This window comes from Mangrovibacter yixingensis (assembly GCF_020523985.1).
Classification (GTDB): Bacteria; Pseudomonadota; Gammaproteobacteria; order Enterobacterales; family Enterobacteriaceae; genus Mangrovibacter; species Mangrovibacter yixingensis.
Genome location: NZ_JAIVKM010000001.1, coordinates 1,079,937 through 1,103,989, shown reverse-complemented (window position 1 = coordinate 1,103,989; position 24,053 = coordinate 1,079,937). Strand labels below are relative to the sequence as shown.

General features: G+C 46.7%; 26 protein-coding genes and 3 pseudogenes. 16 read left to right on the top strand and 13 right to left on the bottom strand.

The genetic code is table 11. The features are described from left to right. Positions 1-111 precede the first annotated feature (111 nt). Both LC084_RS05170 and LC084_RS05165 read right to left on the bottom strand, forming a co-directional pair. A complete protein-coding gene (locus tag LC084_RS05170; RefSeq protein ID WP_036108364.1) occupies positions 112-360 on the bottom strand; it encodes a GlsB/YeaQ/YmgE family stress response membrane protein in 249 nt (82 codons plus the stop codon). A 420-nt stretch (positions 361-780) separates the two neighbouring features. Beyond that, entirely contained in the window at positions 781-1,191 is a 411-nt protein-coding gene (locus LC084_RS05165; protein ID WP_319004395.1) for a hypothetical protein, read from the bottom strand. A 267-nt stretch (positions 1,192-1,458) separates the two neighbouring features. Between LC084_RS05165 and istA the strand changes: the two are divergent. Beyond that, a pseudogene (gene istA / locus LC084_RS05160) lies at positions 1,459-2,118 on the top strand (IS21 family transposase); the annotation flags it as partial. A gap of 3 nt (positions 2,119-2,121) precedes the next feature. Here the strand turns inward: istA and LC084_RS05155 are convergent. Beyond that, entirely contained in the window at positions 2,122-2,463 is a 342-nt protein-coding gene (locus tag LC084_RS05155) for a DUF1493 family protein (RefSeq protein ID WP_226569937.1), read from the bottom strand. 44 nt (positions 2,464-2,507) lie between these two features. On the opposite strand from LC084_RS05155, the pseudogene LC084_RS05150 reads away from it, so the two are divergent. After that, positions 2,508-2,609 (top strand): annotated as a pseudogene (locus LC084_RS05150) (tail fiber assembly protein); the annotation flags it as partial. Here the strand turns inward: LC084_RS05150 and LC084_RS05145 are convergent. After that, positions 2,584-3,039, bottom strand: a complete 456-nt coding sequence (locus tag LC084_RS05145; RefSeq protein WP_226569935.1) for a tail fiber assembly protein — start codon at positions 3,037-3,039, stop codon at positions 2,584-2,586. The pseudogene LC084_RS05150 and the gene LC084_RS05145 overlap by 26 nt on opposite strands. A 187-nt stretch (positions 3,040-3,226) precedes the next feature. Beyond that, the gene (locus LC084_RS05140; protein ID WP_226569932.1) at positions 3,227-3,676 is read right to left on the bottom strand and encodes a lysozyme inhibitor LprI family protein; all 450 of its coding nucleotides are present in this window, start codon (positions 3,674-3,676) and stop codon (positions 3,227-3,229) included. Between the two features lie 564 nt (positions 3,677-4,240). On the opposite strand from LC084_RS05140, the gene LC084_RS05135 reads away from it, so the two are divergent. Next, a complete protein-coding gene (locus tag LC084_RS05135; protein WP_226569931.1) occupies positions 4,241-4,957 on the top strand; it encodes a hypothetical protein in 717 nt (238 codons plus the stop codon). Continuing rightward, positions 4,954-5,382 carry a hypothetical protein gene (locus LC084_RS05130; protein WP_226569929.1) on the top strand — a complete coding sequence of 143 codons (429 nt, stop codon included), beginning with the start codon at positions 4,954-4,956 and terminating at the stop codon, positions 5,380-5,382. Before LC084_RS05135 ends, LC084_RS05130 begins: the two co-directional genes overlap by 4 nt. A gap of 101 nt (positions 5,383-5,483) precedes the next feature. Here LC084_RS05130 and LC084_RS05125 read toward each other — a convergent pair whose 3' ends face one another. The 7 genes and pseudogenes from LC084_RS05125 to icd form a co-directional block, all read right to left on the bottom strand. Then, the gene (locus LC084_RS05125; RefSeq protein WP_226569927.1) at positions 5,484-5,936 is read right to left on the bottom strand and encodes a lysozyme inhibitor LprI family protein; all 453 of its coding nucleotides are present in this window, start codon (positions 5,934-5,936) and stop codon (positions 5,484-5,486) included. Beyond that, positions 5,933-6,844, bottom strand: a complete 912-nt coding sequence (locus tag LC084_RS05120; protein WP_226569925.1) for a lysozyme family protein — start codon at positions 6,842-6,844, stop codon at positions 5,933-5,935. Before LC084_RS05120 ends, LC084_RS05125 begins: the two co-directional genes overlap by 4 nt. Positions 6,845-7,157: 313 nt before the next feature. Next, a pseudogene (locus tag LC084_RS05115) lies at positions 7,158-7,907 on the bottom strand (DNA circularization protein); the annotation flags it as partial. Between the two features lie 65 nt (positions 7,908-7,972). Beyond that, on the bottom strand, positions 7,973-8,443 hold the full coding sequence (locus tag LC084_RS05110) for a hypothetical protein (protein ID WP_226569923.1): 471 nt from the start codon (positions 8,441-8,443) through the stop codon (positions 7,973-7,975). 7 nt (positions 8,444-8,450) lie between these two features. Continuing rightward, the gene (locus LC084_RS05105; RefSeq protein ID WP_226569921.1) at positions 8,451-8,927 is read right to left on the bottom strand and encodes a hypothetical protein; all 477 of its coding nucleotides are present in this window, start codon (positions 8,925-8,927) and stop codon (positions 8,451-8,453) included. A 2-nt stretch (positions 8,928-8,929) separates the two neighbouring features. Further along, complete coding sequence (locus LC084_RS23195) at positions 8,930-9,058, bottom strand: hypothetical protein (protein WP_264193403.1); 129 nt, start codon at positions 9,056-9,058, stop codon at positions 8,930-8,932. Positions 9,059-9,352: 294 nt separating this feature from the next. After that, a complete protein-coding gene (icd, locus tag LC084_RS05100; protein WP_226569919.1) occupies positions 9,353-10,603 on the bottom strand; it encodes an NADP-dependent isocitrate dehydrogenase in 1,251 nt (416 codons plus the stop codon). A 110-nt stretch (positions 10,604-10,713) separates the two neighbouring features. On the opposite strand from icd, the gene rluE reads away from it, so the two are divergent. The 8 genes from rluE (at position 10,714) to LC084_RS05060 (ending at position 18,652) form a co-directional block, all read left to right on the top strand. Then, on the top strand, positions 10,714-11,367 hold the full coding sequence (gene rluE, locus LC084_RS05095) for a 23S rRNA pseudouridine(2457) synthase RluE (RefSeq protein WP_226569918.1): 654 nt from the start codon (positions 10,714-10,716) through the stop codon (positions 11,365-11,367). Between the two features lie 16 nt (positions 11,368-11,383). After that, the gene (locus LC084_RS05090) at positions 11,384-11,842 is read left to right on the top strand and encodes an NUDIX domain-containing protein (RefSeq protein ID WP_226569916.1); all 459 of its coding nucleotides are present in this window, start codon (positions 11,384-11,386) and stop codon (positions 11,840-11,842) included. A 56-nt stretch (positions 11,843-11,898) separates the two neighbouring features. After that, entirely contained in the window at positions 11,899-12,999 is a 1,101-nt protein-coding gene (gene mnmA / locus LC084_RS05085) for a tRNA 2-thiouridine(34) synthase MnmA (RefSeq protein ID WP_226569914.1), read from the top strand. A gap of 33 nt (positions 13,000-13,032) precedes the next feature. Continuing rightward, positions 13,033-13,662, top strand: coding sequence for a high frequency lysogenization protein HflD (gene hflD, locus LC084_RS05080; protein WP_226569912.1), 630 nt, complete (start codon positions 13,033-13,035; stop codon positions 13,660-13,662). Between the two features lie 20 nt (positions 13,663-13,682). After that, positions 13,683-15,053 (top strand): adenylosuccinate lyase, encoded by a 1,371-nt coding sequence (gene purB / locus LC084_RS05075; RefSeq protein ID WP_226569910.1) that lies wholly within the window; start codon positions 13,683-13,685, stop codon positions 15,051-15,053. A gap of 255 nt (positions 15,054-15,308) precedes the next feature. Further along, entirely contained in the window at positions 15,309-15,983 is a 675-nt protein-coding gene (phoP, locus tag LC084_RS05070; RefSeq protein WP_226569908.1) for a two-component system response regulator PhoP, read from the top strand. After that, a complete protein-coding gene (gene phoQ, locus LC084_RS05065) occupies positions 15,980-17,446 on the top strand; it encodes a two-component system sensor histidine kinase PhoQ (RefSeq protein ID WP_226569906.1) in 1,467 nt (488 codons plus the stop codon). The genes phoP and phoQ overlap by 4 nt, the downstream gene beginning before the upstream one ends. A gap of 81 nt (positions 17,447-17,527) precedes the next feature. Beyond that, complete coding sequence (locus LC084_RS05060) at positions 17,528-18,652, top strand: ribosomal protein uL16 3-hydroxylase (RefSeq protein WP_226569904.1); 1,125 nt, start codon at positions 17,528-17,530, stop codon at positions 18,650-18,652. A gap of 52 nt (positions 18,653-18,704) precedes the next feature. Here the strand turns inward: LC084_RS05060 and pepT are convergent, their stop codons facing one another. Next, on the bottom strand, positions 18,705-19,937 hold the full coding sequence (gene pepT, locus LC084_RS05055; RefSeq protein ID WP_226569902.1) for a peptidase T: 1,233 nt from the start codon (positions 19,935-19,937) through the stop codon (positions 18,705-18,707). A 322-nt stretch (positions 19,938-20,259) separates the two neighbouring features. Here pepT and potA point away from each other — a divergent pair, with 322 nt between their 5' ends. The 4 genes from potA to potD are packed head-to-tail and all read left to right on the top strand — an operon-like array spanning position 20,260 to position 24,050. Beyond that, positions 20,260-21,378 (top strand): spermidine/putrescine ABC transporter ATP-binding protein PotA, encoded by a 1,119-nt coding sequence (gene potA, locus LC084_RS05050; protein WP_404808326.1) that lies wholly within the window; start codon positions 20,260-20,262, stop codon positions 21,376-21,378. Continuing rightward, on the top strand, positions 21,362-22,219 hold the full coding sequence (gene potB / locus LC084_RS05045; protein WP_226569899.1) for a spermidine/putrescine ABC transporter permease PotB: 858 nt from the start codon (positions 21,362-21,364) through the stop codon (positions 22,217-22,219). Before potA ends, potB begins: the two co-directional genes overlap by 17 nt. Further along, positions 22,216-23,007: a spermidine/putrescine ABC transporter permease PotC gene (potC, locus tag LC084_RS05040; protein WP_226569897.1), complete on the top strand. Its 792-nt coding sequence runs from the start codon at positions 22,216-22,218 to the stop codon at positions 23,005-23,007. Before potB ends, potC begins: the two co-directional genes overlap by 4 nt. Then, a complete protein-coding gene (gene potD / locus LC084_RS05035) occupies positions 23,004-24,050 on the top strand; it encodes a spermidine/putrescine ABC transporter substrate-binding protein PotD (protein WP_226569895.1) in 1,047 nt (348 codons plus the stop codon). The genes potC and potD overlap by 4 nt, the downstream gene beginning before the upstream one ends. The last annotated feature ends 3 nt before the right edge of the window (positions 24,051-24,053 follow it).

Here is a 24,053-nt window from a genome sequence, read left to right as displayed (position 1 = left end):
CTAAAATCAGCAATAGAAATCAACATGTTGCCAATCATTTTTCTGTGCATGGGGAATAGTGGCAGAGGCCGCAGATGCGGCCCCTGAGAGATTCTGAATACAAAGGCATTATTATGCTTTTATTTTTCGGTATATAAAAAGCACTACCAGTGCCCCGATTACTGCAACTGCAAAACTCCCGAGGTTAAAACCATCAACCTTGCCATAACCAAAGAACGTGCTTATCCAGCCACCGACAACGGCACCGATAACCCCCAGAATAACAGTGACGATAAAACCACCGCCATCTCTACCAGGCATAATCCACTTAGCCAGGATACCCGCTATGAGTCCGAACACAATCCATGAAATAATCCCCATGATTTTTCTCCATTTATACGCTGGTTATTCACAAGAAAAAATAAGCATAGCACAATTTGGAAAATATATTTGTTATACTATTTACACTTAGCAAAACTAAGATTCATCCCACCGCTGTATTGATACCATCATTACCCCCACTTAGAAAGCAACCAGACTTATTTTTGGTGGTTTTTTATTTACTCTTAAAATTTAACTTAAGGGTATTGGTAAACTCATTAATTTTAATGGATGTAATGTTGATTTTGGTGTGAGAGTCTCAATAGAGATAGTTTTGTGAGTTGTAAAAGTAGAAGGCTATAATTAAACACCCTTAAATAAGCATTAACCAAAAATAATATTAGTATGATTGGTTGAAAATCCCCCTATCACGCATTTCTACGGAATAAGGGCTAATATACTATTATGATAAATCAATGACTACTTGAATAATGATAGTTTTTTCTGATTTAAGGGCGCTGACGTAAATAGTTTCTTGTGGGTCAGATCCTTTCCAGCAGGTAGCTTCAATGTCGCATCCCCCCCTTTTTTTTTATAACCTAACGATGCAAGATATGAATTAATTATGCTTGTATCATCTGTTCCATAGAATTTAATAGCATTCACTTGATTTGCAGGACCTGTGATATTAGAAAAATCAAAATCATAATGATCAGATATCCTTGGCATCCTTTTTAATATATCAGGAGTATAAAATTTATACTCACGTCGATCCTGTTCTGTATAATGTGCGCTACCTACGAATTCCATCTTGATGTAAGGAATGGTATACGCAACCACACATATGCAGACAAGAATAACGATGCATAATATTCTATTTTTTTTACGCATAAGGCAGTGTTCCCCCTTTAGCCTTATCGATATAATTTCCATCTTCACTGCCAGATCTGACTATGATCCTACCTAGCATTAGTGGACACACGACTAAGTGAGTAAACTCTCAACCAGAGGTGATTACTCATGACAAAACCCGCATCAAACAGTAAAACGGATCGTATGTCGGCAACACTGATATAAGACCGGAAAACAGCATGAATTTTGTCCACTCCACCCAACACAGGCTTCTCTTAAGGTTCCTACACCAGACGGAGAAGCCGCATGTTAAGCAGAGAGGACCTTCTCATGATAAAGCAGATGCGTATTCACGGCGCGCACATTATCGACATTGACCACCACATCGGATGTTCTGAGCGCACGGTTCGACGACATCTCACTGAAAAAACCGTTAACGCCCGACGGCGTGAACCCATGAAAAAACTTCGTCCGTTCATGAACTATGTTGATCTGCGATTGCGCGAGCATGTCTGGAACACTGAGGTCATTTATCAGGAGATAAAACAACAGGGTTATGACGGCTGCCGTTCCTCGTCGCGTCAGTATGTGCATCCCAAACGCGCCCTGCGTGCGTCCAAACAGACCGTACGCTTCGAGACGCAGCCAGGTCAGCAACTCCAGCACGACTGGGGTGAAATCGAGACTGTTGTCAACAACCAGCGCTGTAAAGTGAGCTTCGCCGTTAACACCCTCGGTTACTCCCGGCACTTCTATGCATGGGCAACTGATAGCCAGGATGCTGAGCATACCTATGAATCACTGGTCAAAGCCTTTACCTACTGTGGCGGCAGCGTCAAAACGGTACTGGTTGATAACCAGAAAGCAGCCGTGCTCAGGCATGACAACAGTGGCGAGGTTATCTTCAACAACGGCTTCCTCCAGTTGGCAAAACACTATGGCTTCACGCCACGATTGATAAAACCAAACCTAGTCGTACAACCAGCGCCCCGCCTTTGCTGACTCCGCAAACATTTTTACTGTCAGCGGCTTTCTGGTCTTCTCAACTTCGTCTCGTTTTGCCTTAAACCATCGCGTCAGACGCGACAGGTTTTCCCATGGGTAGTAATGCGCCATATTGATGGCTGAAACATCCACACCGAATACTTCATCATATTTATCAATCGCATAAGGAAATTCATCAGGCTCTGCGTAATTCTGGAGCACCGTATCCATTTCCAGTGTGACCGGTTTGAAATCATCATCCAGGGGATGTGAAAGCTCATCGCGGAAAAAATCTAATACCTGTTCTTCAATGTTTTGTTCACTCATCAAAATGACGTCCACTGAATACGATCTTTCGGTCTGGCAATGATGAAACAACCAGGCTCAATACAGTGCTGGATTACATTGATGCGGTAACCGCTATTGATACCAACACTGCACCCGATATTACATGGCCTGAGTTGTCGGTTTAGTCAGCCAGACAAAGGCATTATAGCTGGCTTCATCTGTTATTGAGCTGAAGTCCAGCGACTGGAGTTCGTTGATATAACTTATCCATGCTGTAAGTGATGCTTTGTCATCATCACTGATTGTGCCCAGTAACAATTCTGACTGCCAAATTGATATAGTGTCTTTGGCCTCAGTTATCATTACTTCTTGCTGGTCTTTAGTTTCAGAAATCAGTTCATCCTGAGTTGGAGCAGGTTTATCAGACCACACTGGTAATCCTGATGAATCAGCTCCCAGAATTTTATCATCAGGCGGCAAAGCTGAATATTTCGCCTCTATTTCTGAGTCAACTTCAACAGCATCATCAGGCCATGTTCCCGCTGCAATATATGAGTCTTTCAATGTGCCAATAAAGAACTGGCATTTATCTGCACTAAAATAGTTTCCGCTCATGTTAAATCCCAATCGCTATGAAAGACCCGGCAACGGTTGATGATGTGGTTGCCAGCGAGGAATATGCATAAAATCCAGATGCTGTTTCTGCGTAGGTGGATAAAATTCCACCTGACCCGGGAGAATACTCAGGGAAAGGGAATAATGTTTAACTTTACACGATTCCCTAATTGTAAAAAATATTGAGTTAATTGACCGGTGGTAAGTTCATCTGAATTATTTCATTTGTGTGATTTTTATTCAGGTTAATTACACATTGATCAATGTAAGATTGGTAATCGTCTGAATCCTCATCCAGCTCTGTCGCCACCGAAAGGCAGAGTTCATCTCTGTACTCTTTCCACTTTTTCTGTGCATCAAGAAAACGGTGGCTGTATACATCACCAGCTGTCTCAGAACTGCCTTCTTTACCATTAAAAGGACCGATGTTATTGGCTTTTATCCGTTTAACGGTCTCGGCTATAAGTTCGTCCAGTTTTTTACTGCTGGCCTCTCTTTTAGCTGACAAACAGTTATAATCAGATGAAATATCTGTATTTTTCTTAAAGCAAGTATCGCGCTCTGTACCTGTCGAAAGCTCCGCATGCGCAACCAACGGAGCAAGCAAGGAGGTCAGAACGATGATAAATCTTTTCACTGAAGATACCTTATTCTGTGCCTGTGACATTCAAAGGACATATAGGTTGATGAATTTCTTATATGGGAAATTAAGGCTGTTTTACCTTGAATAGCCGCTTTAAAGAGATCTCTGGCATTGTGAACGCCCTGATAGAAAATATCTACTGTAATATCTCGGATTTTCTGAGCCAGTTTATCCCATGTCGGGGCTCCCTGAATATCCACAGAAACACGCTTATAAAGGTTTGGAGCTTCATTAAGCTTCACTCTATAAGCTAAAAAAGTTGTATTTTCTGCTCATAGGTTGGTTTCACCAACCAGAGGTGTGTTTAACCAGTTGTAACTGCGTCACAGTGTTCTTCATGACACCGGAAATCAGGCCAGAGTTGTTCAGGCGCTGATACTGTTTATATTACCAGCCCCATCTGGAATGCAATGCGATGGATACAGGTGATGGAACTTTAATTAGGAACATTCCGACATACCTCGCAACGCTCCCCATTGAAAATTGTGAAAAACTTATAAATCATCTCATTTTACTGCCTGAATCAGCAGTCCCTCAATACCACACACCTATTTTGAAATGGCGTTTAGGGATGAATATGCGGTCAGAAATAATTTTGACGGGAATAATGCGGCCCGAGTTTCTTATGGCCTCATTTATACAGAGGTACACGGCTGGATTGAGCTGGGCCACGCTCAGGGAAAGGACATCGTAAATTTGCTGGGTAAAATCAACGAAGGTGAATCCTCTGGCCAGAGCCACTACAATGTTATCTATTCCCAGTCCATGGTAGATCCCTCGCATACCGTTAAAGTTAGCAAATTTATAAAATGGAATATCAAACATGGCCGTTCTTATGCTGAACGTCAGAGCATAGCGCTCGCAATGATGATGACTGTTGCCAGAAAATTTGAAGCGTTCCAGGGGACATTCCCCAATAATCTGATAACAGATAGCGGTTACAGTGGAGAAGACCTTGTTTCTGACTTATTGGGGTTTTACCGGGTGGTGTCTATCCAGAACCCATTCAGTCAACTTAAACCCGTAAGTAAAGAGGAAGCTCTCAAACGCTGGGATCACTACGGCCCCATGGGTTCCTTTAAAAACGGAAGCTTCACACTTAACTTATTCCCAGACCCAGATAAATCGCCCAATGCACGCCCTTATCGTGGTGTTCTACTCAATGTTATGCAAACAATTAGACCCTATAACAACTTTAAGTCTGGTAACGTCAGTATTTCCACGAAAGACGGAACTTTTGCAGATAAAGCCAAAGGGGGCACGTTACCACTATGAGTAAACGCATAAAGTTTTTGGTCATTTTTATTGTGCTGGTTGGTGGATTAGTTGCTTACTTCACCCCTGTCATCAAAATGGAACTGGCGGAGAGCGCTCAATACACTGAGAATGACAAGCGCGAATATAATTTTTATACGCCAGAGCTACTGAAAAAAATGCCGCGTATCGCTGAACAGTATGATTTTCACTTTGCGAACATATCCGGCCCTGCAGCCCATATCTATTCAGTGACGTTTTATGGTACTCACGATACCAGTAAGATTGACGATTACTTATCCAGTAACGGCTATAAAAAACAACAGAGCTGCAATATTGAAGCTGACTGTTGGCAGGCAGGTGATCCGCAGGCTGAGATTACTGTCAGTAAGCTGGAGTCGCCAGAATCATTACAAGTTTCATTAAGCGAAAACTTTCCCGAATAACTGACTGGGCCCTTTCAGGCCCGGTATCAGAACCGCTATACCCCGCTTTATTATCGGTTATACGTGCGTGAACACATGCTCCCACTGTTCGTTCCGGGCTATTAATCCCCTGGCGCAATCATTTTCAGCACGGCGACCCTTTGCAAATTCATATTAATTTCGCATACCATCATTGAATCCCCACGAGTTGCAGCCCATTCGCCCATCAGGCTGGCATTCGCATCACACAATGCATCCCTTGCTTTTTCCCAGGCTGCCTGTGATGCATTAAATTTGCTTACAAACACGTCATTTATTGTATCCCCATCCGCATCATCAAGATGGTATGGATCATCGTAATTTTCATTCACTCTTTTCTTGAGGCTTTTTATTTCATTGGATAATACTGTTTCGGAGACCTGCCTCTGTTTATCCAGACACGTTGTAGTAGTTTCTGATTGTTTTTCATTAAAACATGCTTTTGTTTTAGCATCAGTAGCATCATCAATACGGTCACGTCCTGCAGAGCAGGCAAAACATGAATAGAAAGCCAACAACAGAACAAAAACTCTCATCTTAAAAACCTCACTCTATTCCTGTTTTTTTCATACTTGATGTAAAGGTGGCTATTCAATATCAAATTGACCATATTTTCCTTGTTATTTGAACTGGCTGCCTTCACCAACAATTTTATATCATCAACACCCTGATAAACTATATCAACAAACACCTCTCGGATTTTTATGTCGAGACTATCCCATGAGGTTTTATGAGAAGAATAAGAAAGATATTTGTTATAGTAATGTTGAGATCTTTTCACATATTCTGGATAAATTATTTCAAATAAATTTACTTGTTGTTGATGTGTTATCTCACCCACAAACTGTCCGTAGGCCTGAACAAAGTGAAATGCCTGGCGCCCTTTAAACCCTGCAGCTTTTGAGCAGAGAACACTCTTGTATTCTTCTAATCCAGCCTGCCTCAAAGTGGATAAGATACTCCCGACACTACGAGAACCCATGTCATACCCTCGGCCAAGAGTTACACCGGAAACCCCACCAGGCCAATGTAATACACGAGAAAAATATGGCATCCTTAGAGGTTGCCGGAATGGATCAATCGCCGTAATGTAGTCAACACCTTCGTTATCAAACGTAAATTGTCCTTCCCTGACTGTTAAAGTCCCCGCTTTATGGGGGTTCCTAAGTGTATTGCCTGCCCCACTAATTGCCTTTAAAAACCAAGTATCAACTGGTTGAATCAGCCCTGAGGGCGACATGCTGAGTAACACTTGGTACCAACGTATTGCTTCTATTGTATCAACTGAACAACGCCCGTTAGCTGCAAGATTACGTCCAGTGGCTACATTATAACCAGCATCAATAAGTGCTGTTTGTATTTTCTCAACATCCTTCGGATCATTTGTTCCACACTGGCCAACAGATGCAATTAACTTAAAGACCATGGGTTGATGGTACTTCACACTTAAATCTCCTTATAAATAGGAGACTAAATATATCAGAAAGCGAGTTAACCACTAATATCATAGTGGCGAAAAAAACTGATTATATGTAATGATATGTTATCAAAATAAAACGCTCATAACTGTCCCTTCTAACCAAAAATAAAAACAAGGCAATCAAAATTGCCTATAAGATAATTCTGTATTATCTATATATTGCTGCCCACCATTTCTGATAGGCTCACAATAAAATGCATTCAATTTTTCAATTAAACTGCACTCAAATTTTGCACATCAATGCTGCTTGTATTACTCACCAGCCCTCTCATCCAACCACGCCACTGTCCAGCGTGACACCTGACAGGCCTTTGACCATGGAGATAAGATCCGACGTGTTTCCACTGAGACGGGTACCGGCCCGCCACAGAGTCTGCAGTTGGTTGACAAAGTTCATGCCACTGGAAGGCGGCATCAGCAACACCGACAGGTCACCCTGCAACAAACGGGATGCCGCACTGATACCGGAATCCACGTACTTAAACGCATTGGTGACGGTGTCCATCATGGCAGAAGCATCGTCCAGAACGCCGCTCTGAAGAAAATCAGACAACCCGTCCAGACCAAAGGATGAGAATGCCGAAGAAATACAGTCATCCAGTAAGGAGCAGGAGTCGGCCAGTTTGGTTCCGGTCGCAATACCTGCTGAAGGAAATGACAACTCCCCCGTTTCGATAAAGCTGAAACTGACGCGGCACATGCGCCCTTCTTCCCGGGTATGGCTGACACGTCCTTCATCAGAGACAGTCACCGTCATTTCACCATAATACGGGTGGACCAGTGTGCAGGAGCCCGGTTTCTCGATGGCTTCAATCAGGCGGTTACGCTGCTCAAAGTAATCGTCACCAACCAGATAAGCCTGGACACTGAAACGGCGCGTAGCCCGGCCTAAATCCTCCACCCAGGGCTTATCCCGGCCAGGATATTCATGTGTCTGTGTCCGTCGCCCAAAGGTGGCTTCATCCTCGTCCACTTTAAACGGAACACCCCGTAGCGAGGCATCCTGGAGATTATCTGTCCAGCTCATGGTTTCTCCGGGCATAAAAAAACCCGCCGCAGCGGGTCATATTAAAAGGGGTGACTCAGCAATGGTCATTGCCATTTTGGCGGATTAGCAGAAATCCGGATGTAACGCTTCGGCGTAAATGAATGCCATACGCAAGGAGGGTCACCAATAAACGGAATACGGAAAAACGGTTTGTCCGGGATGCTTACTGTCCAGGTTATATCACCAATAAAACGAAAGTTAACAGCAGTCTTCTGGACATCAAGCTCTTCAAAAATTCCTGTTGAATATGGGGCGCCAACCACCAGCATATCGATAACACCCTCTCCAGGACGGATTAATGCAATACGGAGCATTTCCTCAAACAACGTATCGTTAGTCAGAAACAATAAATATCTATCCGCATCAACCTTAACCGCAGCCTCTATATCGCAGTAAGGAACGGTTATTCCCGTTGGTTGCTCATCAATAAGAACCTCATACTCTCCATCTTTATTTTTTTCAGGTACAGGAGCCCTGACCATGCGAAGAGATAAATTATCAACCTGTTTCATCATAAATGTATCAGCGGATTCCATCTGCTCTTGCGGGTGGTGGATTAGCAGAAATCAGGATGTAGTGTTTCATTGCCATCGGGCGTGAGATACCCCGTGGGTCACCGGTAAATGGCATGCGAAAAAATGGTTTGTCTGCAATACGTACTGTCCATGTGGTATCACCAATGAAATGGAAATCAACCCTGTCGTTCTCTATTTCAAGGTGTTTAAAGGACCCTGTGGTATATGCACCACCAAGGTCAATCATTTCAAGTATCCCTTGTTTCATATGAATCAATGCAATGTGCAGCATTTCTTCAAAGGGAACATCATCGGTGAGAAACAGCAAAAACAGATCTTCATCAACTTTAACCGCTGCTTCTACCACACAATATGGAACGTTAATTCCCGTGATATTGCCATCAAAAAGAACATTATATTCCCCCATCTGGGTGTCCTGAGACTCCCTGACAACCTGAAGAGAAAAATTATCAACTTGCTTCATTATCAGTTCCAGATGCTGTCCATTTCCCATGCTGCCAGCGCACCACCAACAAAGGCACCTATCACAACGCACACTGGCGCTCCCGGGCCACAAACTAAACCTGCAGCCGCACCACCGAGCCATCCCCCCATAACACCAGCCCCCGCAATTGCAGCCTGATGCCCTGATTCCGCCAGTTTGTCATCAGAGGAATAAATCTGATAAATAGCTACTGCAAGCGTTAAGAAGAGAACCCCTTACCCGCAATCCCCCAACGAGTTAACTTCACGTTGATTTTTGGATTCGATTTTCCTGATGACTTAACAATTGCAGCAAGAACCTGATCTTTCTGAGTCGAAGATAACGGCTCATTGCAGAAGAATTTTCGAAGCCATAAAAAAACGGGAACCCACCGGCTCCCGTTCTTCACTAACCAGCCACGCAGATTACATGTTCGCGATAATCGCGTCGCCAAACTCGCTACATTTCAGCAGTTTAGCGCCATCCATCAGGCGTTCGAAATCGTAGGTTACGGTTTTGGCAGCGATTGCACCTTCCATACCTTTAACGATTAAGTCAGCTGCTTCGAACCACTGCATGTGGCGCAGCATCATCTCAGCAGACAGAATCACAGAACCCGGGTTTACCTTATCCTGGCCTGCATATTTTGGCGCTGTGCCATGTGTTGCTTCAAACAGTGCGCATTCATCACCAATATTGGCACCTGGAGCAATACCGATACCACCAACCTGAGCCGCCAACGCGTCAGAAATGTAGTCGCCATTCAGGTTCATACAGGCGATAACATCATATTCTGCCGGGCGCAACAGGATCTGCTGCAAGAAAGCATCAGCAATCACATCTTTAACAATAATGTCTTTGCCGGTGTTAGGGTTTTTAATTTTCACCCACGGCCCGCCGTCAATCAGTTCACCACCAAACTCTTCGCGAGCCAGTTGGTAACCCCAGTCTTTAAAGGCACCTTCAGTGAACTTCATGATATTGCCTTTGTGCACCAGCGTAAGGGAATCGCGATCGTTAGTGATTGCGTATTCAATAGCAGCACGCACCAGGCGTTTAGTACCATCTTCAGAACAAGGCTTGATGCCAATACCGCAGTGTTCCGGGAAGCGAATTTTCTTCACGCCCATTTCTTCACGCAGGAATTTGATAACTTTTTCAGCGTCTGCGCTGTCGGCTTTCCACTCAATACCAGCATAGATGTCTTCGGAATTTTCACGGAAGATAACCATGTTAGTCAGTTCTGGGTGTTTTACCGGGCTGGGAGTGCCCTGATAATAACGCACCGGACGCAGGCACACATACAGGTCCAGCTCCTGGCGCAAAGCAACGTTCAGGGAACGGATACCGCCACCGACTGGGGTAGTCAGAGGGCCTTTGATGGCAACGCGATATTCACGAATCAGATCAAGTGTTTCAGGTGGCAGCCAGACATCCTGGCCGTAAACTTTGGTAGATTTCTCGCCGGTATAAATTTCCATCCAGGAAATTTTACGCTCACCGTTATAGGCTTTTGCGACAGCGGCATCGACCACTTTCAGCATTGCTGGCGTAACGTCCACCCCGATACCGTCACCTTCAATAAATGGAATAATCGGGTTATTTGGCACGTCAATCTTGCCATTTTGCAGGGTGATCTTTTTACCTTCCGCCGGAACAACTACTTTGCTTTCCATTCACCTCTCCTTCGAGCGCTTCTGGTTACTCTTTTGTTAATAATTTGTAATGGCGCATCAATACTACCTGAATGTTTTACGCCATGCCAGGCACTTATGTTTACGTTATAATGCGTGAATCAACCTTACCTGAAAATACCATGAATAAAACTTCTTTTAGAAATCACCAGGATAAACGATTCAGCTCAAAACAAGGCACCAGAAATAGCAAACCTTGTGGTCCTAAACGGCTAGTTCTCTTCAATAAACCTTATGATGTACTGCCTCAATTTACTGATGACTCGGGCCGCCCGACGTTGAAAGACTATATATCACTACCAGGCATCTATGCAGCCGGGCGGCTGGACCGCGATAGTGAGGGTCTTCTGCTGTTAACAAACGATGGAAAATTACAGGCAGCCCTAACTCAGCCAGGCAAACGAACAGGTAAGGTTTATTTTGTGCAAGTTGAAGGCGAACCCGATGAAACAGCACTGGAAGCCCTGCGCAGTGGCGTTACACTAAAAGACGGTCCCACTTTACCTGCCGGTGCAGAACGAGTTACTGAGCCAGAGTGGATTTGGCCTCGTATACCGCCTATTCGTGAGCGAAAATCCATTCCTACCAGTTGGATTAAAATCACGCTCTATGAAGGGCGTAACCGGCAAGTACGCCGGATGACGGCGCATGTCGGCTTCCCGACACTACGCCTGATTCGCTACTCTATTGGGCCTTATACACTGGAGAATATTCCCTGTGGGGAATGGCGGGAATTACCCGTGTAATATAAGGAAAAAAACAATGCTGAAACCCCATGTCACAGTTGCCTGTGTTGTTCAGGCTGAAAACAAGTTTCTGGTTGTGGAAGAAAAAGTACGTGGTAAAGCAACCTGGAATCAGCCTGCCGGGCATCTTGAAGCCCGGGAAACATTGGTTGAAGCCGCAGAACGGGAACTGTATGAAGAAACCGGCATCATTGCTAAACCGCAGCATTTTTTGCAGTTACACCAATGGATAGCTCCTGATAACACGGCATTTTTACGTTTCCTGTTCACTATTGACCTACCCCAAATATGCCCAACCGAACCACATGACAGTGATATTGATCGTTGCTTGTGGGTGGATGAGCAAACCTTATTACAGGCCACAAACTTGCGTTCACCACTGGTTGCCGAAAGCCTGCATTGCTATCGCAAGGGTGAACGTTATCCACTGGCTTTGCTTGGCGCTTTTAACTGGCCCTTCACAAAGAGTGCCTAACGGTTCTGTGCGTGCTAGAATACGCCGCTTCGAAGTTGATAGTCGTGAGTATCTCCATGTCAGAAAGCCAAAAAAAAGTAATCGTCGGTATGTCCGGCGGTGTTGACTCTTCCGTCTCCGCTTACCTGTTACTGCAACAAGGTTACAAGGTGGAAGGCTTGTTCATGAAGAACTGGGAAGAGGATGATGGCGAGGAGTATTGCACGGCCGCTGCAGACCTCGCAGATGCGCAGTCAGTTTGCGATAAACTTGGTATCGAGTTGCATACCGTCAATTTCGCCGCTGAATACTGGGATAATGTATTCGAATTATTCCTCGCAGAATACAAAGCTGGCCGCACACCGAACCCGGATATTCTCTGCAACAAAGAAATTAAATTCAAAGCCTTCCTTGAGTTCGCTGCGGAAGATCTCGGTGCCGATTACATAGCAACGGGCCACTACGTGCGCCGTGCAGATGTCAACGGTAAAAGCCAGCTTCTGCGTGGCCTTGATGCCAATAAAGACCAAAGTTACTTTCTCTACACTCTCAGCCATGAACAAATTGCGCAAAGCCTGTTCCCTGTTGGAGAGCTGGAAAAACCACAAGTCCGTAAAATCGCCGAAGAGCTAAATCTCGTTACAGCGAAGAAGAAAGACTCGACCGGTATTTGTTTCATAGGCGAGCGTAAATTCCGCGAGTTTCTTGGCCGATATTTGCCTGCACAACCGGGAAAAATAATCACCGTTGATGGCGATGAAATTGGTGATCATCAAGGGTTGATGTACCACACTCTCGGCCAGCGCAAAGGCCTTGGAATCGGTGGTACGAAAGAAGGTAGCGAAGACCCGTGGTATGTGGTGGATAAAGATGTGGCCAACAATATTTTGATTGTTGCCCAGGGCCATGAACACCCGCGTTTGATGTCTACCGGGCTGATTGCTCAGCAATTACATTGGGTATCCCGTGAGCCACTGGTTGCCCCCGTGGAATGCACGGTGAAAACACGTTATCGCCAGGAAGATATCCCTTGTACTGTTACTCCGTTAGGTGACGACAGAATAGACGTTCGTTTTGCCGAACCCGTTGCGGCAGTCACGCCAGGCCAGTCTGCGGTATTTTACGCCGGAGAAATCTGTCTGGGCGGTGGGGTAATCGAACAACGTATTCCTCTGTAAATTATTCCCGCTGCACAAAAGAAAGGAGTTTGCGTGGCTAAGCAATATCATGACATCACTTTGGCGCTTGCGGGCGTCAGCCAGGCGGCAATGTTAGTGCAACAGCTTGCCCACCAGGGGCATTGTGACACGGATGCGTTGCATGTCTCGCTAAACAGTGTGTTGGACCTGAACCCTCCGTCAATGCTGGCGGTATATGGCGGCCAGGAAACTAACCTGAAACCAGGCCTTGAGGCCCTGCTGGGTGTGCTTAACGCAGGCCAGCGTCATGGTATTGTTGCTGATATTACTCGCTATACACTGAGCCTTGTGGTGCTCGAGAAAAAACTCTCGGCAAACACCCAGGCACTTAACACTCTCGGTGAGCGTATCCAAGGGCTGCAACGCCAACTGGAACATTTTGACCTCATGTCCGATACCTTAATAAGCGCAATGGCCGGTATTTATGTGGATGTAATCAGTCCACTGGGGCCGCGTATTCAGGTTACGGGCTCGCCCGCAGTGCTACAAAGCGCGCAAGTGCAGGCTAAAGTGCGTGCCACACTGCTCGCTGGCATACGTGCTGCTGTGCTGTGGCGCCAGTCAGGCGGCAGCCGCCTGCAACTCATGTTTTCCCGAAATCGCCTGTCCACACAGGCACGGCAAATTCTTGCTCAATGTTAACCTCTCAGGAGTTACTACTGATGGAATTATCCTCTCTGACCGCCGTTTCCCCCGTTGATGGACGCTACGGTGATAAAGTCAGCGCCCTGCGCGCTATTTTCAGCGAGTTTGGTCTGCTGAAATTTCGCGTCCAGGTCGAAGTTCGCTGGCTGCAGAAGCTGGCCGCCCACACAGCGATCAAGGAAGTTCCTGCTTTTGATGCAGACGCAAACGATTTCCTCAACGCCATCGTTACCGGCTTTAGTGAAGAAGACGCTGCACGAATCAAAACGATTGAGCGTACAACGAACCACGATGTTAAAGCGGTTGAATACTTTCTGAAAGAGAAAGTCAGCTCGGTGCCGGCACTGCATGCTGTTTCTGAATTTATTCACTTTGCCTGTACATCTGAAGACATCAACAACCTCTCTCATGCATTGATGCTACAAACCGCACGCGCTGAAGTTATTCAGCCGTGGTGGCGTAAAATTATCGATGCCGTTAAAGACCTGTCACAGCAATACCGCGATATTCCGCTGTTATCCCGTACCCATGGTCAACCCGCGACGCCATCCACTATTGGTAAAGAAATGGCTAACGTTGCTTACCGTATGGAGCGCCAGTATCGTCAGTTAGAACAGGTCGAAATTCTGGGTAAAATCAATGGTGCAGTAGGTAACTATAATGCGCACCTGGCGGCTTACCCGGATATTGACTGGCATAAATTCAGCGAAGAATTTGTGACTTCTCTGGGCATACAGTGGAACCCGTACACCACGCAAATCGAACCACACGACTATATTGCCGAACTGTTTGACTGTGTCGCCCGCTTCAATACTATCGTTATCGATTTCGACCGCGATGTATGGGGTTATATTGCTCTGAATCATTTCAAACAGAAAACCATTGCAGGTGAAATTGGCTCATCAACCATGCCTCACAAGGTTAACCCTATCGATTTTGAAAACTCAGAAGGTAACCTGGGTCTGGCAAATGCGGTTATGCAGCATCTGGCCAGTAAACTCCCGCTGTCACGCTGGCAGCGCGACCTGACTGACTCCACCGTATTACGTAACCTCGGTGTCGGTGTAGGCTATGCACTTATTGCCTGGCAGTCCACACTCAAAGGCATCAATAAACTGGAAGTCAACCGCGACCACCTGTTAGACGAACTGGACCATAACTGGGAAGTGCTGGCTGAACCTATCCAGACTGTTATGCGCCGTTATGGTATTGAAAAACCGTATGAAAAACTTAAGGCTCTGACTCGTGGCAAACGCGTGGATGCTGAAGGTATGAAACAGTTTATTGACGGGCTGGAATTACCAGAAGAAGAGAAAGTTCGCCTGAAAGCCATGACACCAGCCAACTATATTGGCCGTGCTATTCAAATGGTTGATGACTTGAAATAATCGTAGTAAATGTGAGCGCTGCTACCTGGTGGCGTTCACATTTATCATTCATGTTTAGCTCTTGTTTATTTATCCCCCTGTTTTACCTGCTGATTAACTGAAAACATTTACACTTCTCGCCATACAACCCCAAATAAGTCACGTACAATCTCTTCATTATTTTGCCAGAAACACTTCTCCATGAAGCTGTTTCAATAAATTCACCTTATGTGCGAAAATGGCAAAACGAAACAAGTGAAGTTATGAGGACTACCAATGCGCGTACTGGTTGTGGAAGATAACGCGTTATTACGCCATCACCTGAAAGTTCAATTGCGTGAATTGGGCCATCAGGTTGACTCAGCGGAAGATGCCAAAGAAGCAGATTACTTCCTTAAGGAGCATTTGCCGGATATCGCCATTGTTGACCTTGGCCTGCCGGATGAAGACGGCGTATCAATGATAAGCCGCTGGCGTAGCGCGCATATCACGCTACCTATTCTGGTGCTCACTGCCCGCGAGAGCTGGCAGGAGAAAGTTGAAGTGCTCGGTGCCGGGGCAGATGATTATGTGACCAAACCCTTCCACCTGGAAGAAGTGGTTGCCAGAATGCAGGTATTAATGCGCAGAAATAGCGGTCTGGCATCACAAGTTATTACGTTGGCCCCATTTCACCTGGATTTGTCTCGTCGCGAATTATCCATTAATGACGTACTTATCAAGCTTACTGCCTTTGAATATACCATTATGGAAATGTTAATTCGAAATAACGGAAAAGTTGTCAGTAAAGAAGCATTAATGCTTCAGCTTTACCCGGATGCAGAATTGAGAGAAAGCCATACAATTGATGTATTAATGGGCCGTTTACGTAAAAAGATACAGTCACAGTTTACAGGTGAAGTCATTGTCACAGTACGGGGCCAGGGGTACCGTTTTGAATTGGTGCCATGAAAAGAGTTTACGCATGGTTATTTCCCCTTTCCCTTCGCCTGCGTTTTTTGCTGGCCACAGCGGCGGTTGTCACCATACTGTCGCTGGCCTACGGTTTTGTCGCTATTGCTGGTTATACCGTTAGTGTTGATAAAAACACATTTCGCCTGTTGCGTGGCGAAAGCAATATGTATTACACGTTTGTTCACATCCATGGTGATCAGCTAACCGTTGATTTTCCCCCAGCGCTGGATGCGCAAAGCCCAACACTTGCCATGATTTACGATAAACACGGCAAACTACTCTGGCAACAACGCCCGGTATCCTGGGTAACGGATAATATTCGCCCAGAGTGGCTCAGGTCAGATGGTTTCCATGAAATTGAATCATCGTTGCGCGCCAGCAAGGCGTTGCTGAGTAACAACAACGAAATGCAGGAAGCCCTGCAAACACTTAATAACAATGGAAATAGTGCATCAATGACGCACTCTGTCGCCATTAACCGTTATCCGGCAACCGCCACATTACCCCAGTTAACCATTGTAGTGGTTGATGCAATACCAGCGGAGTTAAAACGAGCCAATAAAGTCTGGAACTGGTTTATGTATGTGCTGGTTGCCAATGTGCTGCTGGTTATTCCCCTGCTCTGGTTGGCCGCTCGCTGGAGTTTACGCCCCATCGAATCCCTTGCAGCAGAAGTACGAGAGCTGGAATCACGTAACCGTGAACACCTCAACCCAGAGACTACACGCGAACTGACCAGTCTGGTGCGTAACCTGAACCGCCTGGTTACATCAGAACGTGAGCGCTATAACAAATACCGCACAACACTGACCGATCTCACTCACAGCCTGAAAACACCCCTGGCTGTTTTGCAATCCACACTCCGGGCCCTGCGCACAGAAAAAATGGATGTGAGCCAGGCAGAAGGCATTATGCTCGAACAAATCGGCCGCATTTCGGGCCAGATTGGCTATTACCTTCACCGCGCCAGTATCCAGGGAAGCGGCGTGCTGCTTAATCGCGAACTTCACCCAGTGGCTCCATTACTTGATAGCCTTGCATCCGCACTTAACAAGGTCTATCAAATCAAAGGCGTGGATATTCGCCTCGATATTTCTCCAGAAGTCGCTTTCATTGGCGAAAAAAATGACTTCATGGAAGTGATGGGTAACGTGCTTGATAACGCCTGTAAATATTGCCTGGAGTTTGTTGAAGTGCAGGCCAGCCATTGTGATGATGGCCTGGTAATTGTAGTGGATGATGACGGGCCAGGCATTCCAGAATCACGCCAGGCTGAGGTGTTCGAGAGGGGCCAGCGTATTGATACACTCAGGCCCGGCCAGGGCGTGGGGCTGGCAGTGGTACAGGATGTGGTTGAACAATATGATGGCGATATCCACCTTGCAACAAGCCACCTTGGAGGCCTCTCGATGAGGATCTTGTTCCGCCGTCAGGATGGCATCACTCCAGCCTCACTCTAGTAAAAAAACGTTACAGTTCACCGTGCATCCTTATCATCATCCGTTATAATCCGCCCAAGGTCATCGCCCTCAGGAACTGATATGGAATACCACGCAGATATAAACTGGCCCGATTTTATTCAGCGTTACTGGCAAAAACGCCCGGTAGTGCTTAAACGTGCGCTAAAAAACTTTATCGACCCGATTTCACCCGATGAGTTAGCGGGTCTGGCAATGGAGAATGAAGTCGACAGCCGTCTGGTCAGCCACGAGGACGGGCAATGGCAAGTCAGCCACGGGCCATTCGAAAGCTACGATCATTTAGGCGAAACAAACTGGTCATTATTGGTGCAGGCCGTTGACCACTGGCATGAACCCAGCGCAGCACTTATGCGCCCATTTCGTGTATTGCCTGACTGGCGGATTGACGACCTGATGATTTCATTTTCTGTACCCGGTGGTGGTGTAGGGCCACACCTGGACCAGTATGACGTGTTTATTATTCAAGGTACTGGCCGCCGCCGTTGGCGTGTGGGCGATAAAACGCCCCTTGAGCAACACTGCCCACACCCCGATCTTCTGCAAGTCTCGCCCTTCACTGCCATTATTGATGAAGAGCTGGAACCCGGCGATATTCTGTATATCCCACCGGGCTTTCCCCATGAAGGCTATTCCCTGGAAAATGCCCTGAACTACTCGGTGGGTTTCCGGGCACCAAGCGGGCGCGAGCTGATTAGCGGTTTCGCTGACCATATTTTACAGCGGGAATTAGGTGGCAAACGTTTTGAAGACCCGGACGTTCCTTCACGTGCTCATCCGGCAGAGATTTTACCTTCAGAACTCGATGGTATTCGAGCCATGATGCTGGCGCTAATTAATGATGAAAGTGAATTCCAGAGTTGGTTTGGGGAATTTATCAGCCAGTCTCGCCATGAACTGGAGATTGTGCCGCCAGAGCCACCTTATCAAAGTGATGAAGTGTATGACTCACTCCAACAAGGCGAAGAGTTGAACCGCCCCGGAGGGCTGCGTGTATTGCGCATTAATGATGCCGTGTTCGTCAATGGCGAGAAACTGCAAAGCCCACACCAACATGCACTTTTAGCAATGGCAGATAACCTGTCAATTGGGAAAGATAAGCTGGGCGATGCACTGGAAGACCCTTCATTTCTGGCAATGCTGACGGCACTGGTGAACAGCGGATATTGGTTTTTTGAAGCGGAATAACGCAATAACTGCGCGCATATGATACTGCGCGCAGTCCAGTTCCAACCCCCGGTTATGGCTCCCCACGTTGAGCAGTCAGTTCAGCTATTCTCACAATGACACTGACTGCTTTTTCCATACTTTCAAGGCTGATAAATTCATGTTTGCCATGGTAATTATACCCGCCGGTAAACAAATTAGGGCAAGGCAACCCTTTGAAGGAGAGCTGGGCTCCATCCGTGCCACCACGAATAGGTTTAAGCACTGGTTCTATATCTGAATCCAACATGGCCTGGCGTGCCAGTTCAACAATATGCGGGTGTGCAGCAACGTGTTCATGCATATTGTAATAGCTGTCTTCAATAGCCAGCTCGATATAGCAGTCAGGATGCAGGCCTTTACCCACTTTTTTCGCAATATCCATCATCCGGCGTTTGCGCGCTTCGAATTGTTTACGATCGAAATCACGAATAATATATTGCATCTCTGCCCGTTCAACCGTGCCCTTCATGGAATGCAGGTGGTAAAACCCTTCATAACCTTCTGTTGTTTCTGGCGCCTCTTCTGCTGGCACTTCTGCGTGGATCCGTGCGGCCAGAGACAACGCATTTACCATCACGCCCTTGGCCGTCCCCGGGTGAACATTATTACCAACAATTTTAATGTTCACAGAAGCCGCATTGAAGTTCTCTGCTTCTAACTCACCCAGGCCACCACCATCAACGGTATAAGCCCAGCGGGCATCAAAAGCCTCGACATCAAAATGTTTTGCGCCCTTGCCTACTTCTTCATCGGGCGTGAATGCAACACGAATATCACCATGGGGAATGTTTTTGCCTTTTAGCACGGCCAGTGCAGTCATGATTTCAGCTACGCCTGCTTTATCGTCGGCACCCAACAGGGTTTTACCGTCAGTAGTAATCAGCGTCTGGCCCAGCAACTGGTGTAGCACAGGAAACATCACTGGAGAGAGAATTTCATCACCCATACCCAGGGCAATATCGCCACCCCGGTAGTTTTCAACAATTTGCGGATTCACATTCTTGCCACTGGCATCGGGCGCAGTATCAACATGGGATATAAACCCAATAGCTGGAACTGGTTGAGCCACATTTGCGGGTAGTGTGCCCATCACCGTTCCATGCTCACTGAGCGTGACATTTTGCAGGCCCATTTCTTCCATTTGCTCCTTTAACAGGTGCAACAATTTCCACTGGCCTTCTGTGCTGGGCACATGCCTGACTCCCGCCTTTGACTGAGTATCCAGCACAACATACTGCAAAAAACGCTCAAGTAATTTATCCATGTAGTCACCCTCACTCTCTGTCGTTTTATTATCACGAAGCCATAAAACCAAAATATTGTTTCAGGTCACTTTTTCCGGGCAATCGTCAATAAATAATCTTCTGGTTGTGGATCAATTACTGTGCTTCCCCCTGTCATCACAAGGTGCTCTGATTAAACGTAGTTTAAATATGGTGTTTTTCACCTAAGCCAGGCGGAACAATCATTGGATGTAGGGGCCGTTTGCCGTAGAATGCCAGCCCTTAATCATGAACCCGACCTCAAGGTGGTTAATCACAAACCCCGTATCGGCACTGATACGTCATTTAGGGACTGAAGCACAATTGAACACACAATCACATTCGCTCTCACCGTTAGTGCAACTGGCGGGGATTCAAAAAGCATTTGATGGTAAAACAGTTATTTCAGATTTGTCACTGACCATCAATAATGGCGAATTTCTTACTCTCCTTGGCCCTTCCGGGTGTGGGAAGACCACGGTCCTGCGACTGATTGCGGGGCTTGAAACTGTTGATGCCGGGGCTATCCGCCTTGAGGACCACGATATCACCCAGGTTCCGGCTGAGCAGCGCCACATTAATACCGTCTTCCAGAGCTACGCCCTTTTCCCGCATATGACAGTGTTTGATAACGTTGCTTTTGGGCTGAGAATGCAGAAAACGCCGTCAGCAGAAATCTCCCCACGAGTGATGGAAGCACTGAAAATGGTGCAATTGGAAAGTTTTGCACAGCGCAAACCTCACCAGTTATCGGGAGGCCAGCAGCAACGTGTGGCAATAGCTCGTGCAGTGGTAAATAAACCCCGCCTGTTACTGCTGGACGAATCATTGTCAGCGCTGGATTATAAGCTACGCAAGCAAATGCAAAATGAACTCAAAGCGCTGCAGCGTAAATTGGGTATTACATTTGTGTTTGTGACTCATGATCAGGAAGAAGCACTCACGATGAGTGACCGTATTGTGGTCATGCGTGACGGCAAAATTGAGCAGGATGGCAGCCCGAGAGAAATCTATGAAGAGCCGAAGAATTTATTCGTCGCGAGTTTTATTGGCGAAATAAATATTTTCTCCGCGACTGCAATTGAACGGGTGGATGAACAACGCGTGCGCGCCGATGTTGAAGGCCGTGAATGCCATATTTATGTCAACTTCCCCATAGTACCAGGGCAGAAACTGAACGTGCTGGTGCGCCCGGAAGACTTGCGGGTTGAGGAAGTACATGGTCAGGCTAAGGCTGAAGGGCTGATTGGTTATGTCCGCGAGCGCAACTATAAAGGGATGACACTGGAATCCACGGTTGAACTCGAAAACGGCAAAATGGTCATGGTCAGTGAGTTTTTTAACGAAGATGATCCTGACTTTGACCACTCGTTGGATCAAAAAATGGCTATCAACTGGGTAGAAAGCTGGGAGGTTGTGCTGGCAGATGAAGAGCTCGCGTAAATTCCAGAATATTGTTATCGCGACCATCGTTGGCTGGCTGCTGTTGTTTGTTTTCCTGCCCAATATGATGATCATCGCCACCAGTTTCCTGACCCGTGATGACGCCAACTTCGTCAAGCTGGTTTTCTCACTGGATAACTATACCCGCCTGCTGGATCCGCTCTATGCGGAGGTGCTGCTACACTCGCTGAATATGGCATTTATGGCGACACTCGCCTGCCTGCTGTTGGGTTATCCCTTCGCGTGGTTTCTGGCGCGTCTGCCAGAGAAAGTTCGGCCGTTATTGCTGTTTCTGCTGATTGTACCGTTCTGGACCAACTCACTGATTCGTATCTATGGGCTGAAAATTTTCCTCAGCACCCGCGGTTACCTGAACGAGTTTCTGCTGTGGACCGGGATTATCGATACCCCGATACGCATTATGTACACCCCTTCAGCAGTCATTATTGGCCTGGTATATATCCTGCTGCCGTTTATGGTGATGCCGCTGTACTCCAGCATCGAAAAACTGGATAAACCATTACTGGAAGCAGCAAAAGACCTGGGGGCCAGTAAACTCCAAACATTTATGCGCATTATTATTCCTCTCACCATGCCAGGTATTATCGCCGGTTGCCTGCTAGTTATGCTTCCTGCGATGGGGCTGTTTTATGTCTCCGACCTGATGGGCGGCGCAAAAAACCTGCTTATCGGTAATGTGATTAAGAGCCAGTTCCTGAATATCCGCGACTGGCCGTTCGGCGCGGCCACCAGTATTACACTGACGCTAGTCATGGGGCTGATGCTACTGGTTTACTGGCGTGCTGCACGCCTGCTGAATAAGAAGGTGGAACTAGAATGATCGGTCGCCTGTTGCGCGGCGGTTTTATGTCCGCCATTTACGCGTATCTGTATATCCCTATTATTATTCTGATTATTAACTCGTTTAATACATCACGCTTTGGGATCAACTGGCAGGGTTTTACCACCAAATGGTACAACCTGCTGGTCAACAACGACAGCCTTATTCAGGCAGCACAGCACTCACTGACAATGGCTGTTTTTTCCGCCACATTTGCCACACTGATTGGTTCATTAACAGCAGTAGCGCTCTACCGCTATCATTTCCGCGGTAAGCCTTTTGTGAGTGGCATGTTATTTGTGGTGATGATGTCGCCCGATATTGTCATGGCGATTTCATTGCTGGTGTTGTTCATGTTGTTGGGGATTTCCCTTGGCTTCTGGTCACTGCTGTTTTCTCACATTACCTTCTGCCTTCCTTTTGTCGTCGTTACCGTTTATTCACGGCTCAAAGGGTTTGACGTGCGTATGCTGGAAGCGGCTAAAGACCTGGGGGCCAGTGAAGTCACTATCCTGCGTAAGATTATTTTGCCACTGGCTATGCCTGCCGTTGCTGCTGGCTGGTTATTAAGCTTTACGCTCTCGATGGATGACGTGGTTGTGTCGTCCTTTGTAACCGGTCCAGGTTATGAAATTCTGCCGTTGAAGATTTACTCGATGGTAAAAGTCGGCGTTTCACCTGAAGTGAACGCGCTGGCTACCATTTTGTTGGTGCTCTCACTGGCATTGGTTTTTGCCAGTCAACTCATCCTTCGTGATAAAACGAAAATTCAGGGGACGTTAAAATGAAAAAATGGTCACGCCACCTGCTTGCCGCTGGCGCGCTCATGCTGGGTGCCAGCGCCGCCCATGCAAACGACAAAGATACAGTCTATTTCTACAACTGGACTGAATACGTGCCGCCGGGCCTGCTGGAGCAGTTCACCAAAGAAACAGGTATCAAAGTTATCTATTCGACTTACGAGTCGAATGAAACCATGTACGCAAAGCTCAAGACGTACAAAACCGGGGCCTATGACCTGGTGGTGCCTTCTACATACTATGTGGCGAAAATGCGCAAAGAAGGCATGTTGCAGAAAATTGATAAAAGCAAATTGAGCAACTTCCATAATCTTGACCCGGCCATGCTCAATAAGCCATTTGACCCAAACAATGACTACTCAATTCCTTATATTTGGGGCGCAACCGCCATTGGGGTTAATACCGATGCAATTGACCCAAAAACAGTCACCAGTTGGGCAGATCTGTGGGATCCGAAATATAAAAACAGCTTGTTGCTGACCGACGATGCGCGTGAAGTCTTCCAGATTGCTCTGCGTAAACTGGGTTATTCCGGTAATACCACCGACCCTAAAGAAATTGAAGCGGCTTACCACGAACTACAAAAACTGATGCCCAATGTCGCGGCATTTAACTCCGACAACCCGGCCAACCCTTATATGGAAGGGGAAGTTAACCTGGGTATGATCTGGAATGGCTCCGCATATGTAGCTCGCCAGGCTGGAACGCCACTGGATGTCATCTGGCCTAAAGAAGGTGGAATTTTCTGGATGGATAACCTGGCTATTCCGGCTAATGCGAAAAATGTAGAGGGTGCCCTGAAGCTGATTAACTTCCTGCTGCGCCCGGATATTGCCAAACAGGTTGCCGAAACCATTGGTTACCCGACACCAAACCTGGCAGCACGGAAACTTCTGCCGAAAAACATCGCTGAAGACAAATCGCTCTACCCGGACGCCGATGTGCTGGAAAAAGGTGAATGGCAAAATGATGTGGGCGACGCCAGTACATTGTACGAATCGCTGTTCCAAAAACTGAAAGCTGGGCGGTAACGC

What these genes read in the sequence shown, in the direction of transcription:
- LC084_RS05125 (WP_226569927.1), bottom strand. Translation starts at nt 5,936, where the DNA reads ATGAGAGTTTTTGTTCTGTTGTTGGCTTTCTATTCATGTTTTGCCTGC.
- rluE (WP_226569918.1), top strand. Translation starts at nt 10,714, where the DNA reads ATGCGTGAATCAACCTTACCTGAAAATACCATGAATAAAACTTCTTTT.
- phoQ (WP_226569906.1), top strand. Translation starts at nt 15,980, where the DNA reads ATGAAAAGAGTTTACGCATGGTTATTTCCCCTTTCCCTTCGCCTGCGT.
- potC (WP_226569897.1), top strand. Translation starts at nt 22,216, where the DNA reads ATGATCGGTCGCCTGTTGCGCGGCGGTTTTATGTCCGCCATTTACGCG.
- phoP (WP_226569908.1), top strand. Translation starts at nt 15,309, where the DNA reads ATGCGCGTACTGGTTGTGGAAGATAACGCGTTATTACGCCATCACCTG.
- LC084_RS05145 (WP_226569935.1), bottom strand. Translation starts at nt 3,039, where the DNA reads ATGAGCGGAAACTATTTTAGTGCAGATAAATGCCAGTTCTTTATTGGC.
- potD (WP_226569895.1), top strand. Translation starts at nt 23,004, where the DNA reads ATGAAAAAATGGTCACGCCACCTGCTTGCCGCTGGCGCGCTCATGCTG.
- LC084_RS23195 (WP_264193403.1), bottom strand. Translation starts at nt 9,058, where the DNA reads ATGGGGGGATGGCTCGGTGGTGCGGCTGCAGGTTTAGTTTGTGGCCCG.
- purB (WP_226569910.1), top strand. Translation starts at nt 13,683, where the DNA reads ATGGAATTATCCTCTCTGACCGCCGTTTCCCCCGTTGATGGACGCTAC.
- LC084_RS05090 (WP_226569916.1), top strand. Translation starts at nt 11,384, where the DNA reads ATGCTGAAACCCCATGTCACAGTTGCCTGTGTTGTTCAGGCTGAAAAC.
- LC084_RS05130 (WP_226569929.1), top strand. Translation starts at nt 4,954, where the DNA reads ATGAGTAAACGCATAAAGTTTTTGGTCATTTTTATTGTGCTGGTTGGT.
- LC084_RS05170 (WP_036108364.1), bottom strand. Translation starts at nt 360, where the DNA reads ATGGGGATTATTTCATGGATTGTGTTCGGACTCATAGCGGGTATCCTG.
- LC084_RS05135 (WP_226569931.1), top strand. Translation starts at nt 4,241, where the DNA reads ATGGCGTTTAGGGATGAATATGCGGTCAGAAATAATTTTGACGGGAAT.
- LC084_RS05165 (WP_319004395.1), bottom strand. Translation starts at nt 1,191, where the DNA reads ATGCGTAAAAAAAATAGAATATTATGCATCGTTATTCTTGTCTGCATA.
- pepT (WP_226569902.1), bottom strand. Translation starts at nt 19,937, where the DNA reads ATGGATAAATTACTTGAGCGTTTTTTGCAGTATGTTGTGCTGGATACT.
- LC084_RS05155 (WP_226569937.1), bottom strand. Translation starts at nt 2,463, where the DNA reads ATGAGTGAACAAAACATTGAAGAACAGGTATTAGATTTTTTCCGCGAT.
- LC084_RS05110 (WP_226569923.1), bottom strand. Translation starts at nt 8,443, where the DNA reads ATGATGAAACAGGTTGATAATTTATCTCTTCGCATGGTCAGGGCTCCT.
- LC084_RS05060 (WP_226569904.1), top strand. Translation starts at nt 17,528, where the DNA reads ATGGAATACCACGCAGATATAAACTGGCCCGATTTTATTCAGCGTTAC.
- potB (WP_226569899.1), top strand. Translation starts at nt 21,362, where the DNA reads ATGAAGAGCTCGCGTAAATTCCAGAATATTGTTATCGCGACCATCGTT.
- mnmA (WP_226569914.1), top strand. Translation starts at nt 11,899, where the DNA reads ATGTCAGAAAGCCAAAAAAAAGTAATCGTCGGTATGTCCGGCGGTGTT.
- LC084_RS05105 (WP_226569921.1), bottom strand. Translation starts at nt 8,927, where the DNA reads ATGAAGCAAGTTGATAATTTTTCTCTTCAGGTTGTCAGGGAGTCTCAG.
- icd (WP_226569919.1), bottom strand. Translation starts at nt 10,603, where the DNA reads ATGGAAAGCAAAGTAGTTGTTCCGGCGGAAGGTAAAAAGATCACCCTG.